The 17914-nt window shown below is 32.6% G+C and carries 9 protein-coding genes; 8 read left to right on the top strand and 1 reads right to left on the bottom strand.

What is annotated here, in order from left to right; genetic code table 11:
* Nucleotides 1-4: 4 nt before the first annotated feature.
* Nucleotides 5-4069 carry a hybrid sensor histidine kinase/response regulator transcription factor gene (locus ACN0WI_RS06260; protein WP_417885796.1) on the bottom strand — a complete coding sequence of 1355 codons (4065 nt, stop codon included), beginning with the start codon at nt 4067-4069 and terminating at the stop codon, nt 5-7.
* A 382-nt stretch (nt 4070-4451) separates the two neighbouring features.
* Here ACN0WI_RS06260 and ACN0WI_RS06255 point away from each other — a divergent pair, with 382 nt between their 5' ends.
* From ACN0WI_RS06255 to ACN0WI_RS06220, 8 genes are all read left to right on the top strand, one after another.
* A complete protein-coding gene (locus ACN0WI_RS06255) occupies nt 4452-7667 on the top strand; it encodes a SusC/RagA family TonB-linked outer membrane protein (protein WP_417885795.1) in 3216 nt (1071 codons plus the stop codon).
* A gap of 9 nt (nt 7668-7676) precedes the next feature.
* Entirely contained in the window at nt 7677-9659 is a 1983-nt protein-coding gene (locus ACN0WI_RS06250; RefSeq protein ID WP_417885794.1) for a RagB/SusD family nutrient uptake outer membrane protein, read from the top strand.
* A 66-nt stretch (nt 9660-9725) separates the two neighbouring features.
* Nucleotides 9726-10874, top strand: a complete 1149-nt coding sequence (locus ACN0WI_RS06245) for a DUF4959 domain-containing protein (RefSeq protein ID WP_417885793.1) — start codon at nt 9726-9728, stop codon at nt 10872-10874.
* A 19-nt stretch (nt 10875-10893) separates the two neighbouring features.
* The gene (locus ACN0WI_RS06240) at nt 10894-12663 is read left to right on the top strand and encodes a DUF4998 domain-containing protein (RefSeq protein ID WP_417885792.1); all 1770 of its coding nucleotides are present in this window, start codon (nt 10894-10896) and stop codon (nt 12661-12663) included.
* Nucleotides 12664-12671: 8 nt separating this feature from the next.
* Nucleotides 12672-13841: a hypothetical protein gene (locus ACN0WI_RS06235; protein WP_417885791.1), complete on the top strand. Its 1170-nt coding sequence runs from the start codon at nt 12672-12674 to the stop codon at nt 13839-13841.
* 28 nt (nt 13842-13869) lie between these two features.
* Entirely contained in the window at nt 13870-15093 is a 1224-nt protein-coding gene (locus ACN0WI_RS06230) for a hypothetical protein (RefSeq protein ID WP_417885790.1), read from the top strand.
* A 124-nt stretch (nt 15094-15217) separates the two neighbouring features.
* A complete protein-coding gene (locus tag ACN0WI_RS06225; protein WP_417885789.1) occupies nt 15218-16531 on the top strand; it encodes a BNR repeat-containing protein in 1314 nt (437 codons plus the stop codon).
* Between the two features lie 24 nt (nt 16532-16555).
* On the top strand, nt 16556-17797 hold the full coding sequence (locus ACN0WI_RS06220) for a glycoside hydrolase family 88 protein (protein WP_417885788.1): 1242 nt from the start codon (nt 16556-16558) through the stop codon (nt 17795-17797).
* The last annotated feature ends 117 nt before the right edge of the window (nt 17798-17914 follow it).

Genomic DNA, 17914 nt, shown 5'->3' with positions numbered 1-17914 from the left:
GCGCTTAAGTAAGGTCTCTGTTCAATGTGTAGTTAGATGGCAGGTCGCCATACTTTTCTTTAAATATTTTTCTGAAATATTTTGGGTTGTTAAAACCAACTTCAAAAGCAGCTTGAGAAATTGTTAAGCCTTCAAACTGTATAAGTGAAAGTGCTTTTTCTAATCGAATATCTCGAATGTGTTGGGTAATATTCTTACCGGTTATTCCTTTTATTTTTCGATATAGTGTAGCGCGACTCATCCCCATTTTTTCTGAGATTAATTCTACAATTTTACCCTGACTTTGCATATATTCATAAACCGTAGTTTCAAATTTCAGTAAAAATTCTTTTTCTAATGATATTTGCTGACATTTAGGATTTTCATTAGTATCTTTTGTAATTCCTTTTTCTAGAACTTCCAATTTCCGGTATAATAAATTCTGAATTCGAGCTATAAGAACGCTAGAGCTAAAGGGTTTGGTAATATAATCGTCAGCTCCTTCTTGATAGCCATCTATTATTGCTTCTTGAGTATCTTTAGCTGAAAGTAAGATAATAGGAATATGAGTAGTCTCTTCCTGATTTTTTAGAGCAGAAGTAAGGTCTATTCCACTTTTTTCTGGCATCATCACATCAGAAATAATAAGATCTGGTATATGTTTTACAGCCATATTAATACCTTCTTGCCCATTAAGAGCGTGTAATAAATCGTATTTTTCTTTTAAAATCGAAGCCAAGTACTGATGAATATCGGTATTATCATCAATTAATAAAATTAGTTTTCGACCAGCTTTTGTATTTAACAACGCGCGGTTTTCAAGTGATGCTTCTTCATTTAACAAATCAGTAGTTAACCCTTCAAATTCGGAATATTTAAAATCAATATTTTTTTCTGATGTTTTTTCTTCGCCTTTTGGTAGATAAATCGTAAAAGTTGTATGTTCATTTTCGATACTTTCTGCCGTAATTTTTCCGCCATGGAGTTCTACAAACTGTTTAGAGAGCGCCAAACCTATTCCACTACCATTTTTAGTATGTTTTTCATCAGAATGGTAATACCAATCGAAAATATGTGGTAAAATATGAGCAGGTATGCCTGAACCCGTATCGGTTACTGAAAATTGATAGCCGTTTTTATCGGTTTTGAGTATAATTTTGATAGTATCTTGAGCAGCTGTATATTTAAGTGCATTGGTAATAAGATTATTGAATATAATCTGAATCTTTTCTATATCACAAAAGAGGATGGCTTGTTTACAGTCAAATTTGGATTGTATATTTATTTTTTTAGCATCGGCCACGTGCTTATATTGCGTAATCCATTTTTCAATAGAAACTTTAAGATCATGTTTATCAGTTTTCAGTTCATTTAATCCTTTTTCGACTTGTCTAAAATCTAGCAGTTTATTTATTCTAGTTAATAACGTTTTAGCATTTTTTTCTATTATCCGAAGGCTGTTTATTTGTTCTTTTTTTCGAATCTCAGTTAATAAACTTTCTACAGGTGCTAAAATCATAGTAAGTGGTGTTTTTAGCTCATGTGAAAATCCATTATAAAACCGTAAGCGTTCTTCATGAAGTTCATTTTCTAATTGCCGTTGATTTTTTTCGAATACTAAAGATTGTTTTAGCTTTATTTTATCTGAATAATATTTTAAACCAAAAACTATTAGTAAACTTATGATTATGAAATAACTAATATATGCTGGAATAGTCCGCCAGAAGGGAGGCATAATTGAAATATATAATTCTTTTGATGAGGTAACGTAATCGTTAGGGTTGGTTTTTAAAATCAGTTTGTAATTTCCTGGTGGAAGATGACTAAAATTTATTCGGTTCGCATTTTTGATATTAACCCAATGGTCGCTATATCCTTCTAACAAATAAGAATATTCAATATTATCTGATCGTGGATACTGTAATGAAGCGAAGTCTAAAGAAAAAAGAGCCTGATTATAATCTATTTTTAGGGTATCTTTAAATTGAATAGCTTTATCGAGTACTTGTTGAGTACTATCGGAAACAGTTACCGATTTGTTGTAAAAATCAAGGTTTTTAAATACTGTATTAAATGTTTTTTGCTGAATATTTTGTAGTGCTTCAGGTCGAAAAATATTTATTCCTTCATTACCACCCATATACATAACTCCATTACTAGAAAATAGAGAAGCACCGATATTGAATTCGCTATTTTGAATAGCGTTGAAGTTCTTTAAATCTTTAATTTCTTTATTTATGGGGTTAAACATTGTAATCCCTTTGTAAGTGCCTATCCAGTATAAGTCTTCACTATCTTTAGTAATACTACTAATAGTATTGTTACTTAAGCCATCACTTTTAGTATATATTTTAGCTGTTTTGGTTGTAATATCGAGAATAAACATTCCCTCATTCATAGTACCGGCAAGAATGTTATTTTCATCTATAAATTCAAAACTGAAAATAACATTTGTAGGGATGTTGGTATTGCTATTATTGTAGCTTGTATATTCTTCTTTATCGATATGATATTTTATAATTCCGTTACCATAAGTTGCCAGCCACAATTCATTAGTATTTTGTTGTTCAATCTCTCGAATATCGATTTTACCAAGAACTTTTATATATTGGAATGTATCTGTTTTTGAATTGTATTTATAGAGCCCACCCCTATTAGTACCTACCCAAATAGTATTGTTTTTATCTTGAAATATAGTTCTAACATCGCTTCCTCGAGAAATATCACCTTGTAAGTAGTGTGTAATTACTCTAGTTTTAAAATTGTATTTATTTAAGCCTCCTCGATAGGTCCCGATCCATAGATTTTTATCGGAATCTTCTAATAGCGAGATTACAAAATTGTTGCTCAATTTAGCATCAGGCGGTAGTGGATGATTGTCAATTTTTCCATTTTCGGGATGGTAAAGATTGAGACCTGCACCATCTGTACCAATCCATATTTTTTTATCAAAAGATTCAGATAAAGCAGTAATTCGTTCGTTAGAAAGATGAGACGAATTTTTTAGCTTCGTGGTAAGCAGTGTAAATTGTTCCCCAGAAGGATTAACAAAATCGAAGCCCGCTCCGGTTCCAATCCACATATTTCCTCCAGCATCACATTTTAAAGCGGTAATATCACGATGGTATACACTACTACCATCATTTCTAGCATTAAAATATTTTATTGTTAATGGTGTTTTTTTTGTAAATAGAGTTTTAATATCTATAATATTAATACCTCCATTTCTAGTTCCTATCCAAATATGTCCCTTTTTATCTTCAGCAACACATTTTACAACATCATCGTTTAATTGGTTGATTTGCTTTTTTAGGTGTATCGTATCATTTTTAGAATTTTGAATTATATGTACCCCATCTTCACTACCAATCCAAATGTTTCTTTTAGAATCTATAAAAATAGCATTTGTCCTCTTTGTAGTTATTTTAGTGATTTTTTTGACTGAATTAGTAGAGTCAAGTTCTATTTTATATGAACCATTAGAATAGGTTCCTGCCCAGATAACAGTATCGCTACTTGCTTTTACAGTAGATATTCTATAATCACTTAATATGGAATTATACCTTTTTCCCTGATAGATTATTTTCCTTTCTTTATTATTTTCTAATATATGCAGTCCGCCCGTATAATCACCAATTAAAAATTTATTGTTTTGAAATTTAGTTATTGAAGTAATACTGTTAGAAAGCGTGGAACTATCAGGTCTAATATAGTTGAAGTTTTGTTCAAATTTTTGGTATTGACTAATTCCTGAATTTGTTGCTAAATAGAGCTCTCCACTATCTGATATATAAGCTTGTTGAATATAGCTGTCGGTAAGTGATGAATTTTCTTTAGTGAAATTTTTGAATTCCCTTCCATCATATCTATTAAGTCCGGCTTGAGTTGCAATCCAGATAAACCCCATACTATCTTGTTCTATAGAGTTTATCATATTATTGGAAAGACCATCAGAAGTATTAAAATGATAAAATTTAAGATCGTTTTTGAATAAATTTTCATTGGTTATTTTTTGTCCATTAGCATTTATAGACATTGTTATAAGGATAAGTGCCTTTATTTTTAACATTTCTTTAATGAAATATTTCATCTTAATTTTATTCTTTTTACCAGTTTTTTTAAAATTTAAATTTCTTCTATCATCTGATTTTAAAGGTATTGAACATTTTACCCCCTTAATTTAATCATATTACATACTGTGATTTTTTTTTATTATTTATAAAATTGTAAAAGTAAAACTAAAACGTTTTCGGTTAAATAATTCATAAGTATTTATGAGTTTTAGGTTATTAAATTTATGTAATAAATGTATGATTTACATATAATTTTTTAATTTCTTTTAAATTTTAAAGAAGGCATTTGAGTATAAAGGATAAACTAATTAAAATCAAAACTTATGAAAAAAAAACTATTCTTAAAATTTTCAAACACTATGAAAAAAAATTACAATTATTTATTTAAAATCAATTAAAATGTATAAAAATAATATATTTTTAATTTATTCATTTGCTTTTATACTGTTTCTATCTCAAGTAAATGTTTACGGTGCTGAGAATGATTTCTTTTCTTTGAATAAAAACGAACAAGGAATTATAGTTACGGGTAAAGTTATTGGTGCAGAAGATGGTATGCCACTCCCAGGAGTTACTATCATGGAAAAGGGAACTAATAATGGTACTGCAACAGATTTTGATGGAAATTATACTTTAACTGTTTCTGGTAATAACTCAGTATTGACATACTCATATGTCGGTTTTAAGACCAAGGAAATAAAGGTTGGAGAAGATCGGTATATTGATATTAGCTTAGAAACGAATGTGGGAGCTTTAGAGGAAACCGTTATTATCGGTTTTGGAGGGAAGCAGAAAAAAGCTAGTTTAGTTAGCTCCATTACATCTGTATCTCCTAGTGAAATAAAAGGACCAACAAATAATCTTACTAGCATGATGGCCGGTAGAGTGCCAGGTATGATTTCGTATCAACGTTCCGGAGAACCTGGCGCAGATAATTCGGATTTCTTTATAAGGGGCTTAGGTACTTTTGGTACTGGTAAGCGAAATCCTTTGATTTTAATTGACGGAATTGAATCAACAACAACAGATATGGCTCGGTTACAACCAGATGATATCTCCTCATTTTCAGTATTAAAAGATGCTGCGGCAGCCTCTGTTTATGGAGCAAGAGGGGCAAATGGAGTAGTGTTGATAACTACTAAAACAGGTAAAGCAGGCAAAACAAAATTCAGTTTCAGATCTGAGACCAGGATTTCTTCTAATACGGATAATTTCGATTTTGCTGATAATATAACTTATATGAATTTGGCTAATGAAGCTGCATTAACTAGGGATAGAAATGCCGTTTTACCGTATACTCAAACAAAAATTGATAGGACAGCTGCAGGAGATAATCCGCTATTATACCCTAGTAATAATTGGATAGATCAGCTTATTAAAGATTATACGATAAATGAGAGCTTGAATTTAAGTGCTAGTGGAGGTAGTGAAAAGGCTCGATATTATATATCAGGAACATATACTGTAGATAATGGAGTATTAGATGTTGAGGGAATAAATAATTTCAACAGTAATATAAAACTAAGAAACTATTCTTTAAGGAGTAATGTTAATTTGCAGTTAACACCAACTACCAAAGCCAGAGTAAATATTTATGGACAATTTGACGATTTTAATGGTCCTGTTGGTGGTGGTAAAGGTATTTTTAATAAAGCGGTTTGGTCTAATCCGGTAGCGTTTCCCGCAATTTATCCTGCTGATTATTTACCCTATATAGAACATCCGCTTTTTGGAGGGGCTCCAACTGGTTTAGCTAGTGAAACATTGTTGACAAATCCTTATGCCGAAATGGTTAGAGGATATCAAACCAAAAAAAGTTCTACAATTCAGGCACAAGTAGAATTGCAACAAGATTTAAGTTTTATTACTGAAGGATTAAGGATTCGTTCTATGGGATATATCAGAAGATATTCTTATTATGATGTTTCTAGGCAGTACAATCCATTTTTTTATAAATCTAGTATAAATCCAATTGATGGCAGTATTCAATTAAGTGTTTTAAACGATGGCTCCGAAACATCGATTGGAACTGTGGGGACAGAATATTTAAATTATTCTGAAGGTGATAAAAAATTAGATTCTAGAATATATAATGAAACCGCGATTAATTACGATCGTGTTTTTAATGAAAAACATGCAGTTTCAGGGATGCTTCTAAATCTTATTTCTAGTTACGAAACCGGTAATGCAGGTAGTGTTCAAAATAGCTTAGCAAATCGTAATCACGGGATTTCAGGAAGGTTTACTTATGGATATGATAATCGTTACTTAGCAGAGTTCAATTTTGGTTATAATGGATCTGAGCGGTTTGCTAAAGGACATCGATATGGGTTCTTCCCCTCTGGAGGATTAGGGTATAGAATTTCTAATGAACAATTTTTTGAGCCTTTAAAGAACGTTATCTCTAATTTAAAGTTTAGAGTTACTTATGGATTAGTAGGAAACGACCAAATAGGTAATACGGATGAGCGTTTTTTCTATCTGTCTAATGTAAATTTAAATGATGGAAATTATGGAGCCACTTTTGGGCAAGATTTTGGCTATTATAGACCTGGAGTTTATATTTCTAGATATCCTAATGCAAATATAGGCTGGGAAGAATCTGAACAAATAAATTTAGGGATGGATCTAGAACTTTTTAATTCTTTAAATTTTGTAGTAGATGTTTTTAGACAAAAAAGAACGAATATTTTACAAACTAGATCAGAAATAGGTTCTGCAATAGGTCTAACAGCTACTCCTCAAACAAATTTTGCAGCTATGCAAAGTGAAGGGCTAGATTTTTCTATGGATTATAGTAAACAATTAAATTCTGACTGGTGGACGCAGTTGAGAGCTAACCTTACCTATGCTACTAATGAAGTATTGGAATATGATGAAGTTGATTATCCGGAAGAACTAGCCTACAGATCAAGAATAGGAGACAATGCTTCACAAGTTTATGGATACATAGCAGAGCGACTTTTTGTAGATCAAGAAGAAGTAAACAATTCACCAACTCAATTTGGTGATTATACTGGTGGTGATATTAAATATAGGGATGTTAATGGTGATGGAGTAATTTCTCAGAGTGATATGGTACCCATAGGTTTACCAACAGTACCTGAAATTATATATGGATTTGGGGGTTCAGTTGGTTATAAAAACTGGGATTTTAGTGCTTTCTTTCAAGGCTCAGCTCGTTCTTCATTTTTTATTGATCCAGAAAATATTTCTCCTTTTGTTATTAATGGAGGAGCACAAAATGGATTATTAAATGTTATTGCAGAAGATTATTGGTCTGAAGATAATAGAGATGCTTATGCATTTTGGCCAAGATTAAGTCAAACATTTGTAGAGAATAACACATTAAAAAGAGATGACGGTAAAAAGGATACTTCTACTTGGTGGATGCGTAGTGGCGATTTTTTAAGGCTTAAAACCATGGAACTAGGTTTTAGTCCTAAGGGCAAGTTACTCGATAAGTTACATTTAAATAGCCTTAGGATTTATGCTAGTGGCTTAAATTTAGCCGTATGGAGCGATTTTGATTTATGGGATCCGGAAATGGGAGGTGATGGTCTAGGTTACCCTATTCAATCAGTTTATAATGTTGGATTGCAATTAACTTTTTAAGTTTTTAAAATGAAAAATAGATTACATAATACTAAAAGGAGAAATGTTTTTTTTAGAATATATATTCTAATAATCGGTGTATGTTCTACAGTTATTTTACAGTCTTGTGAAGATGAATTTTTAGATGTTGTTCCAGATAATGTAGCAACTATAGATCAGGCTTTCAATTTAAGAAACGAAGCAGAAAAATATTTATTTACCTGTTACTCGTATATGCCTAGAAATGGAAATTTATATCATAATCCTGCGATGTTGGCAGGAGATGAATTATGGATTCCAGATCAACGACAGGCTGTAACAATTTACAGTTTAGATATCGCAATGGGCTTTCAAAGAGTATCTAACCCATATTTTAATGTCTGGGATGGTAATTATCAAGGGGGAGGACCAGACCCTAATGATGATGGAAAGGAGGATTATCCTTTATTTGATGGAATTCGGCATTGTAATATTTTTATCGAAAATATGAATGACCCAGATCAGGTACCTGATATTACTTCTTCCGAAAGAAATCGTTGGATTGCAGAGGCGAAATATCTAAAAGCATATTATCATTTCTATTTGCTTAGAATGTACGGCCCTATTCCAATTATGCGAGAAAATATTCCTATAGACGCCCCTTCTGAACAGTTAAATGTTCCTAGAGAACCATTTGATGAAGGTGTGAATTATATAGTGCAACTACTAGATGAAGCTGCGGAAGTTTTACCTACCTCTATTGTAGATTTAAATACAGAATTAGGAAGGGTAACTGCTCCTATTGCAAAAGGTTTAAAAGCTAAGGTTTTATTAACAGCTGCAAGCCCGCTTTTTAATGGAAATGAAGATTTATCTATTCTAATAAATTCAAGTGGAGAGCAGTTATTTAATACAGCTTACGATGCTAATAAATGGAAATTAGCTGCAGATGCAGCTTTAGATGCTATAGAAGCAGCAGAAGGAGCAGGGAGTAGTCTTTATGAATTTCCAGGTTCTGCTTTTACTTTATCAGATACAACTGAAACAAAACTTTCGATAAGAAATGCGGTTACGGAAAGGTGGAATAGTGAGATTATCTGGAATAATACTTTAAGTACAACTACAGATTTGCAGAGATATAGTATGGCTCCTTTATCATTAGAACATAATCATAATGATGCTCGAAAAATATTATCTCCAACTTTAAAAATGGCTAGAATGTTTTATTCAAAAAACGGAGTTCCCATTAATGAAGACAAAACATTAGATTTTACCAATTTTGAAGAATTACAAGAAGCTGGAGAAGAAGATCGCTTTAATATAAAAGAAGGCTATAAAACATCAAGATTGAATTTTGATAGAGAGCCTAGATTCTATGCAGATTTAGGTTTTGATGGGGCTATTTGGTATAAATATGATGCAGGATCAGATGATACTAAATTTCATATAGAATCAAAGTATACCGATTATGCCGGTAGTAACCATGCATTTTTATTTAATGTAACAGGTTATTTTTTAAAGAAATTGGTGAATTGGAATCAGAGTTTTAGTTCCTCAGGAGCGACATATAGATCATACGCATGGCCTGAATTACGTTTAGCAGATTTATATTTAATGTATGCAGAAGCTTTAAATGAAGTATCTGGTCCAAGTACGGCGGTGTACGAATATTTAGATAGAATAAGAACAAGAGCAGGTCTTAAGGGTGTTCAGGAATCGTGGCGAGATTTTTCTGTAAATCCAGACAAACCCAATACGCAATCTGGATTACGAGAAATCATCCATAGAGAAAGAACAATAGAACTTGCCTTTGAAGGAAATCGATATTGGGATATTCGTAGATGGAAAACAGCATCACAAGAGCTTAATGAACCTATTAGAGGATGGAATGTTTTTGGAAAAGATGAAGTCTCTTATTACCAAATAAGAACATTGTTTCAGCAAAGATTTGTAGCTCCAAGAGATTATTTCTGGCCTATTGCAGAAAATGCTTTGTTGCAAAATTCGAATTTAGTACAAAATCCAGGTTGGTAATTTAAATTTTAAGTTATGAAATTCAATTTTTCAAATTATATACTATTTTTTTTAATAATTTCTTTCTTGAGTTCCTGCTCAGATGAGGATCTGCAAACACCATTAGAGCATAATAATACATCTCCTGAACAGGTTTCTAATGTTCAAGTTGAGAATTTTCCAGGTAAGGCTAAAATTACATATACGCTTCCAGAAGATCAGGATTTATTATATGTGAAAGCCAATTATTTGTTAGAAAATGGAAAAGAAGTAGAAGTTAAATCTTCTTATTATAACAGTAATATGCTTTTAGAGGGGTTTTCTGGTAATAAGGAAGTTGACGTTGCTATAACTACCGTTAATCGATCTGAAGTTTCTTCAGAACCTGTTAATATTAAAGTTAATCCAAAATTAGCACCTATCTATGATGTATTTGAATCATTAGAAACAGGTCCAACTTTTGGAGGTATATATTTAAATGCAGAGAATCCAGATCGAGAAGATATAGCAATATTGGTTATGGATAAAGATTCTCAAGGGGACTGGGTAATAGATGATAATAGTATTTACTCGTCTACAGATGAAATCAAACAGTCTATACGAGGGATGGATACAGTACAAAAGGAATTTGCATTTGTAGTGAGAGATAGATGGCTAAATTATACCGATACTCTATTTACAGAGATAAAACCACTTTTTGAACAAGCAATACCTAAATCAGGTTATAGAGGAATAGTTTTACCAAATGATGCACCTAGACATGATAGCACGCCTATAGAAGGGCTTTGGGATGGTGAAATAATGAACTGGGCCAAAGTTTATTTAACTAAAGGAACTTATAATGAAGGACCACATATTTTTACTTTTGATCTAGGTGTAGAAGCTCAGTTAAGCAGGGTGAAAATATGGGATTACCCTGAATATTATAACGGACGTACTTATTATTATAAATCTGCAATGAAGCGATTCCAAATTTATGGATCTACAGAATTAGAATCTACCGGAGATTTAGATCAATGGATTTTATTAGGTGAATATGAAGAAACAAAACCATCAGGCTTACCTTATGGAGAACAAAATGATGAAGATTATCAAGCTGCAAACTCTGGTTTTAGTTGGGATATTCCTATTGATGTGCCTAAAATTAGATATTTAAGAGTCTTGTGTTTAGAAAACTGGGGAGGCGGAGAAGCTTTAGCTATAGGCGAAATACAAGTTTATGGTAATCCTAATTAATAGTTGAAAATTTAATATTATGAAAAAGCAATCATATTTTACTCTCATTATACTTTCACTTTTTATTTATGCTTGTTCTGATATGGATGAAGTGGATGAGTATAAAAAATTTACGGATGGGGGAGAAATCTCTTATACCGAAAAGATGGACTCTTTAAAGGTTTTTAGCGGAAAAAATAGAGCTAAAATACAAGGAGTAGTTAATGCAGATCCAAAAATCACTAATTTCACTGTATATTGGAGTAGTAAACAAGATTCCATAAATGTGCCTGTAGAGAGAACAGGAGGTGTAGATACTTTAACAACCATGATTAATGGATTGGCTGAAAATATTTACAATTTTGAAGTTAGGACGTTCGATAATGAGGGAAATAAGTCAATTCCAGTTTATATTACAGCAAATGTTTATGGAAGTAGATATCAGGAATCACTAAATACAAGACCTTTAATTTCAGATCAACTTTTGGGGTCTAATCTTACAATAAATTTTGGATCCATGGATTTATTATCTGGTGTTATTGGTACAGAAGTAGTCTATAATGATGAGGTAGGAGTAGAAAAGGAAGTTTTTCTTCCTATCGATAGTACGAGTATAGCAATTGACGATTTCTTAGGAGGTTCATCTTATTCTTATAGAACTCTTTTTATTCCTGAAGAAAATGCAATAGATACTTTTTATACAGATTATAAATCTTTTACTCCAGAATTTGTAATATCAGAGGCTCCTTATTTTAAAAATGCAACTTTCCCTTTTAGCAAATCAGCATATGATGATAGTAGATGGGGTACTCCTGAACATTGGATCCATAATGATGCAGCTTTAAGTCATAATGGATATGGGGTTTTAGATGGTGATATATTTGATTTTGAAAGTGGTTGGGATGAACCAGCTATTAACAATGGGAAAGTCTATCAAACATTTGTTTTAGGACCCGGTACATATGCGTACATAATCGATATCAGAGAAACTAATTATGAAGCTATAGATGCTAAAGATAAAGTGTATTTTAGTGTTGCAGAAGGTGGTATGTTACCTGATGTTAATGATGTAGAGATTTCAGATAAAGTATTAGCATACAAAAGAGTAAATAAGGAAGATGATTTACATCAAGTTTTAATGTTCACTATAGATGAAGTAACCCAAATCTCAGTAGGTGTTCAAGGAAGTTTACCTGATGCAAATGTTGGTAGATATTTAAAAATTAACTCGTTCGCTTTAGGAGAGTTAAGTGAAAATCCTGAACTTGTTAATACTTCGGTTCCATTTCAGGCTTCAGAAACTAATGGTCGTTGGGGTAATCTAGAAGGATGGATCGCCAATGATGCTATGAAAAGCCATGATGGATATGGTGGCTGGGACGAATGGAACGGTAATATCTTCAATATAGAATCAGGTTGGGGAACACCTGGAATTGAAAATGGTAAAATTTATCAAGTTTTAATTTTAAAGCCTGGAACATATACTTATAAAGCGAATTTTAGAATTGTAGAAGGTGGTATAGACACTTCTCACGAAGAAATTGAAGGGATAGATGATAATGCTTATTTGTTAGTTTCTAAAGGAAGTACATTACCTGATGTTTCCGATGTTGAAACTTCTTCAAATACCTTGATTTATGAGAAAATTTTGGCAGGAAAAAGCCCAGATGATTTTGTATTAACTTTTTCAGTTGATAAAATAACTCCAGTAGCTTTAGGTATTGTTACGACTCAGCCAGGAGGAACGGTTTCTCAAGGTAGAGAAGGAAGACATGCAAATATAGAATCTTTTGAATTCTATGAAAATTGAGATTTATAATGAATAAATTTAATCAGTTAATAAAATTATTATTTGTAATCTCATTGTTATATTCTTGTTCAGAATCAGAAGAAATTTCTTCTGATTCTGAACAAGATATAAATGAAGCGAAGGATATTAAAATTCCTGAAGTTGAAACACAAGATATCGATAAATTAAGTGATATTTCTTTTTCTATACAGGGAATGATAACCAATAATGGCGGAGGCGCTGTTACTAAAAGAGGTGTTTCTATATCCTCTAATCAGGATTTTGAAGATCAAGATACTTTAGTTTTTTCATCATCTGTTTGGGGATCAGGTAGGTTTAGGACAGATTTAGGGAATTTAACCGAGAATACTGAATATTTTGTTCGTGTATTTGCTGAAAATCAAGCAGGGGTCGGCTTCGGTAATATTAAAAGTTTTACAACGGGAGGTAGCCCAATGCCCTTAGTTTATATAGATTCTTCAAGCTTTTACAATCAAACTAATTTTGACGAAAAGTGGAATTTACTTTATCCCTGGGGAGAAGATCACAATGGATCTGCCAGAATGTTTCCTGAAAATGTAGAAATAGAAGAAGATGGAATTCTAAAAATACATTCCGAATGGATAGACTGGAATTGGGAAGGTTATAGTACAGCTGATCCCTATCTTCGGATTACATTTCATTCAGGAGCTATACATGCAAAGAAGATTATTCAGGTAACAAAAGAATTGCCCCATTGGGAAATAAGCGGAGACTTCAAAGCGCCTGTGGCTTATGGTTCTTGGCCTGCATTCTGGATTAGTGGAGTAGATTCGTGGCCTCCAGAGATTGATATTCTGGAATTCAAAGGTAATACTTTCAATTGGCAGAACACCGTGACTGGACTAGCTTGGGATCAAACAGTATGGACAACAGAAAAGACAGAGGTCGCTAATGCAGATACTGAATGGCATAATTATAAACTCGTTATGGATAGGATTAACGATAACGACTTAAATGTAACGATGTTTATAGACGATCAGGTAAAGCATAGCGTAGTCAAGGATTTTACTAATGACAGATTTTGGTTAATCATAAATATGCAGATGGAAGGTGCCAGTGGAACAACTTCTGATGGTGATATTGCGAGAGAACAAGATTTATTTTTCGAGGCTAAGAATATTTATGTAGCTGCTACCCCTGCTGCAATAGATGAATAGATATTATTTAATTTAAATTTTGATTACGATGACTCATAAATTTGAGGTACTAATATTTTTAGCTCTTGAAATAGTCTTTTTTCAGTCGTGTAGTGATAATGATTCAACTGAAGAGCAAATTGTTCAAGAAGATGATAAAAACATTGATTTAGTACTTGCAACAGTTAGTGTTAATTATCCTTTAAGTGTAAATTCTCACAATATTTTATTAGAAGGAAAAGTGCTTAACGATGGGAATGGTACTATTTCAGAAAGAGGTGTTTGTTTTTCCTTAAATGTGGGGCCAACAATTGAATCAGGTAATAAGTCAGCTTCTGTAGTAAGAGGATCTGGAGAGTTTGAAACTGAAATTCAGAATTTGGAGGATGGTGAAGATTATTATCTCAAAGCATATGCGATAAATGAAAAAGGAGTTGGTTATAGCGAAGAGATCATGGTAAGCACTCCTATAGCAAACCCACCTATTTTTGAAAATAATCGCCAAGCAGTAGCCGGGGCTTATGATGTATTTTTCTATGTTAATTTATTAGAAACGGGAGAAGGTGGCATCGATGAAATAGGTTTGGTATGGGATGAAAATGAAAATCCTACTTTAAATGATAATGTGGAAATTAATGAAAATTTGAATCACACATATATTCAAAGAATTTCTGAACTAAAAAGTGAAACTACCTATTATATTAAACCTTATGTAAAATCGAGGGGTAAGATTTTGTACGGAGATCAAGAACAAATCAGGACTATCAAACCTGGTAATTTTACTTTTTGGATGCAGGATACTCCCACTAATGCAGATCAAGAAACTATAGATGCTTATAATCGCATAAAAGCTGCATTTGAAAGTGCAACTTATTACTACAATAATTTTACATCAATCGAAAAACACGTAACAGTTAACTATTCCCCTGGAACACCGACAGCAGATGGTAGTTTTTCGGGTAATATAAGAGTAGGTTCTAATCAAGGTTATCAAAAAACCGGTACAGCATTACATGAAATGGCTCATACCGTAGGCATTGGTACACATTCTGTTTATTGGGATTTAATGGACGGATCTTGGGGTGGTGCTAATGCTAATAGAATTTTAAAAGTAATGACGGCAGGAAATGAAGAAAATGTAAGAGGGGATGGAACTCATTTTTGGCCATTCGGTATTAATGGAGCACATGAAGATAGCGGTGATGAAATGCTTTATATTACTCACGCCATGATAATGCAAGGATTCAAACTTGATGGATTACCTTCAAATTAATTGATTATATTCAGTTTTTAAATAAAATTGAACAATTTGTACCCTATTTCTAGACGTTTCTTAGCTCTTTTTTAATTTAGAAAATAGTTATCATTGTCAATATCCATATTAGTTAAATAATTAAATGCTTAATAAATTTCATATTCTATTTCTTGCGATCATTTTTCTTTCGCTTATTTCTTGTTCCGCAGTTCAGATAAATAATATAGAAGTAGGAGAAGCTTGGGCAAATAATTCGGTTAATACTACAATTTTTAGAAAAAACGCGATAACATCAATCGGCGATTATCAGTTTTTGGGATATTACGATAATAATGAGAAAATGATTATTGCGAAAAGAAAGATCAATTCATCAAATTTCGATTTAAGCAATAGTGGTTTTACCGGCAATGCAAAAGACGCTCACAATTCGATAAGCCTTGTGGTAGACGGCAATAAAAAGTTACATGTAAGCTGGGATCATCATGATAACCCTCTAAATTATGCAGTTGACGACTCGATTTTAAGTCCACAACTTGGTGATAAAACAAGGATGACAGGTAAGTATGAAAATAAAGTTTCTTATCCACAATTTTATAATCTTAAAAATGGGGATCTTCTCTTTCTATTTCGATCTGGACAATCAGGAGAAGGAAAACTGGTTTCAAAACTTTATAATATTGAAACCCAAAATTGGACAGATTTGTATGAGAATCTTATAGATGGTGAAGGAGAGCGAAACGCATACTGGCAAGCTAGTGTAGATAAAGAGGGAACGATTCATTTATCATGGGTTTGGCGTGAAACCTGGGATGTTTCTACCAATCACGATATGGCTTACGCCAGATCTAAAGATGGTGGAAAAACTTGGGAGAAATCGACTGGTGAAAAATACTCCCTGCCTATAACGGCAGAAACAGCTGAATATGCTTGGAGGATTCCGCAGAACAGTGGATTAATTAATCAAACTTCCATGACGGCAGATAAAGATGGAAATCCTTTTATTGTTACCTATTGGACAGAAAATAATAAAACAGATTATCAGATTATCTATTTGGAAGATGGAAAATGGAAACACGAAAACACTAATTTTAGAGATTCATCATTTCAATTAGGCGGTGGTGGAACCAAGAAAATACCAATTTCCAGACCAGATATTTTAATTAAAGAAACTAAAACCGATCCTATCATTTATCTTTTGTTTAGAGATCAAGAAAGAGAAAATAAAGTTTCTTTAGCTTACCACAAATTGCATAGCGACAAACCTTGGAAAGTGATTGATCTTACAAAAGAATCTGTTGGTGAATGGGAGCCAAATTATGATTTGCAACTTTGGGAGCAAAAAGAAAAATTACATGTTTTTGTTCAAAAAGTAACTCAGGTTGATGGCGAAGGTCTTGCAAAAGCCGAACCGACGATGGTGAGGATATTAGAAGTTTCAAATTTGCCGAAAAATTAAATAATCTTATAGTTCGAAATCCTAATGAAATTTAATACACTTAAAATATTCAGCTTTGTTATTTTTCTTAGCATTCTTTCATGTAAACAAAACAAAGAGGCCGAAGAAAATAAAACGAATCAAACTTCAGTAAAAGAAATTACCAAAACCATTTCCGAAGAAAAAATAGATTCGGTAAACCAGTTGGCGGCGAATCAATATTTATCGATGGCCAAAAACTTTAAGGATAGCAGATACCCAAAAACATTTTATCCTGAAAATAACAAATTTGAAACTAGTAATTCTGGTTGGTGGACAAGCGGATTTTATCCGGGAACACTCTTGTATCTTTATGAAGAAACCGGTGAGGATAGTTTAAAAATTGAAGCTGAAAGAATATTAGAAGATCTTAAGCGAGAAGAATCAAATACTTCTACACACGATCTTGGATTTATGATGTTTTGCAGTTTCGGTAATGCCAACCGTATTGATCCAAAACCAGAATATCAGGAGATTTTAATGAATAGTGCTAAATCGTTATCAAAACGTTATAACGATACGGTAAAAGCCATTAGATCCTGGGATAGCGCTTCTTGGAACAAAGCAGGTGATGATGATTTGGTCGTAATTATCGATAATATGATGAATTTGGAACTTTTGTTTTGGGCTACAGAACATAGTGGCGACAGTACTTATTATGATATTGCGGTAAATCATGCTAATACTACTATGAAACATCATTTTAGAGAAGATTACAGTTCGTATCACGAAGTGATCTATGATGAAAATACAGGAGCTGCAAAAAAGCAAATTACAAATCAGGGATTTGCAGATGAGTCTTCTTGGGCAAGAGGACAGGCCTGGGGATTATATGGATATGTCGTAATGTACCAGAAAACCAAAGACGAAAAGTATTTAGAAATGGCAGAAAATATCGCTAATTTTATACTGAATCATCCTAATCTTCCAGAAGATAAAGTACCTTTTTGGGATTTTGATACCGATAAGATTCCTAATGATTTAAAAGATAGTTCAGCTGCTGCAGTTATGGCTTCGGCTTTATTAGAATTATATGAATTTACAGATCAAACTGAATATTTTACTGCTGCTGAAAACATGTTGGAAACCTTGTCTAGCAATCAATATTTAGCAAATCAGGATGAAATAGGTGGGTTTTTATTGAAGCATGGCGTAGGTAATATGCCAAATAAAACCGAAGTAGATGTTCCATTAACTTATGGAGACTATTATTTTGTTGAAGCTCTAAAACGATATAAAGAAATTTAAAAAACCGTAAATCAAATTATAACAAACCATGAAAAAGACTTTTTTAAGCCTACTTGGATTGTTGTTCTTTACCGCAACGTATGCACAGCAAAACGAGTGGGAAGATCCAACTAAAGT

It is taken from the genome of Zunongwangia sp. (genome assembly GCF_048269745.1).
Classification (GTDB): domain Bacteria; phylum Bacteroidota; class Bacteroidia; order Flavobacteriales; family Flavobacteriaceae; genus Zunongwangia.
Note: the sequence above shows the minus strand (reverse complement) of the source record. Positions and strands in the feature narration are given on the sequence as shown.

What these genes read in the sequence shown, in the direction of transcription:
- ACN0WI_RS06260 (WP_417885796.1), bottom strand. Translation starts at nt 4,069, where the DNA reads ATGAAATATTTCATTAAAGAAATGTTAAAAATAAAGGCACTTATCCTT.
- ACN0WI_RS06255 (WP_417885795.1), top strand. Translation starts at nt 4,452, where the DNA reads ATGTATAAAAATAATATATTTTTAATTTATTCATTTGCTTTTATACTG.
- ACN0WI_RS06250 (WP_417885794.1), top strand. Translation starts at nt 7,677, where the DNA reads ATGAAAAATAGATTACATAATACTAAAAGGAGAAATGTTTTTTTTAGA.
- ACN0WI_RS06240 (WP_417885792.1), top strand. Translation starts at nt 10,894, where the DNA reads ATGAAAAAGCAATCATATTTTACTCTCATTATACTTTCACTTTTTATT.
- ACN0WI_RS06235 (WP_417885791.1), top strand. Translation starts at nt 12,672, where the DNA reads ATGAATAAATTTAATCAGTTAATAAAATTATTATTTGTAATCTCATTG.
- ACN0WI_RS06230 (WP_417885790.1), top strand. Translation starts at nt 13,870, where the DNA reads ATGACTCATAAATTTGAGGTACTAATATTTTTAGCTCTTGAAATAGTC.
- ACN0WI_RS06225 (WP_417885789.1), top strand. Translation starts at nt 15,218, where the DNA reads ATGCTTAATAAATTTCATATTCTATTTCTTGCGATCATTTTTCTTTCG.
- ACN0WI_RS06220 (WP_417885788.1), top strand. Translation starts at nt 16,556, where the DNA reads ATGAAATTTAATACACTTAAAATATTCAGCTTTGTTATTTTTCTTAGC.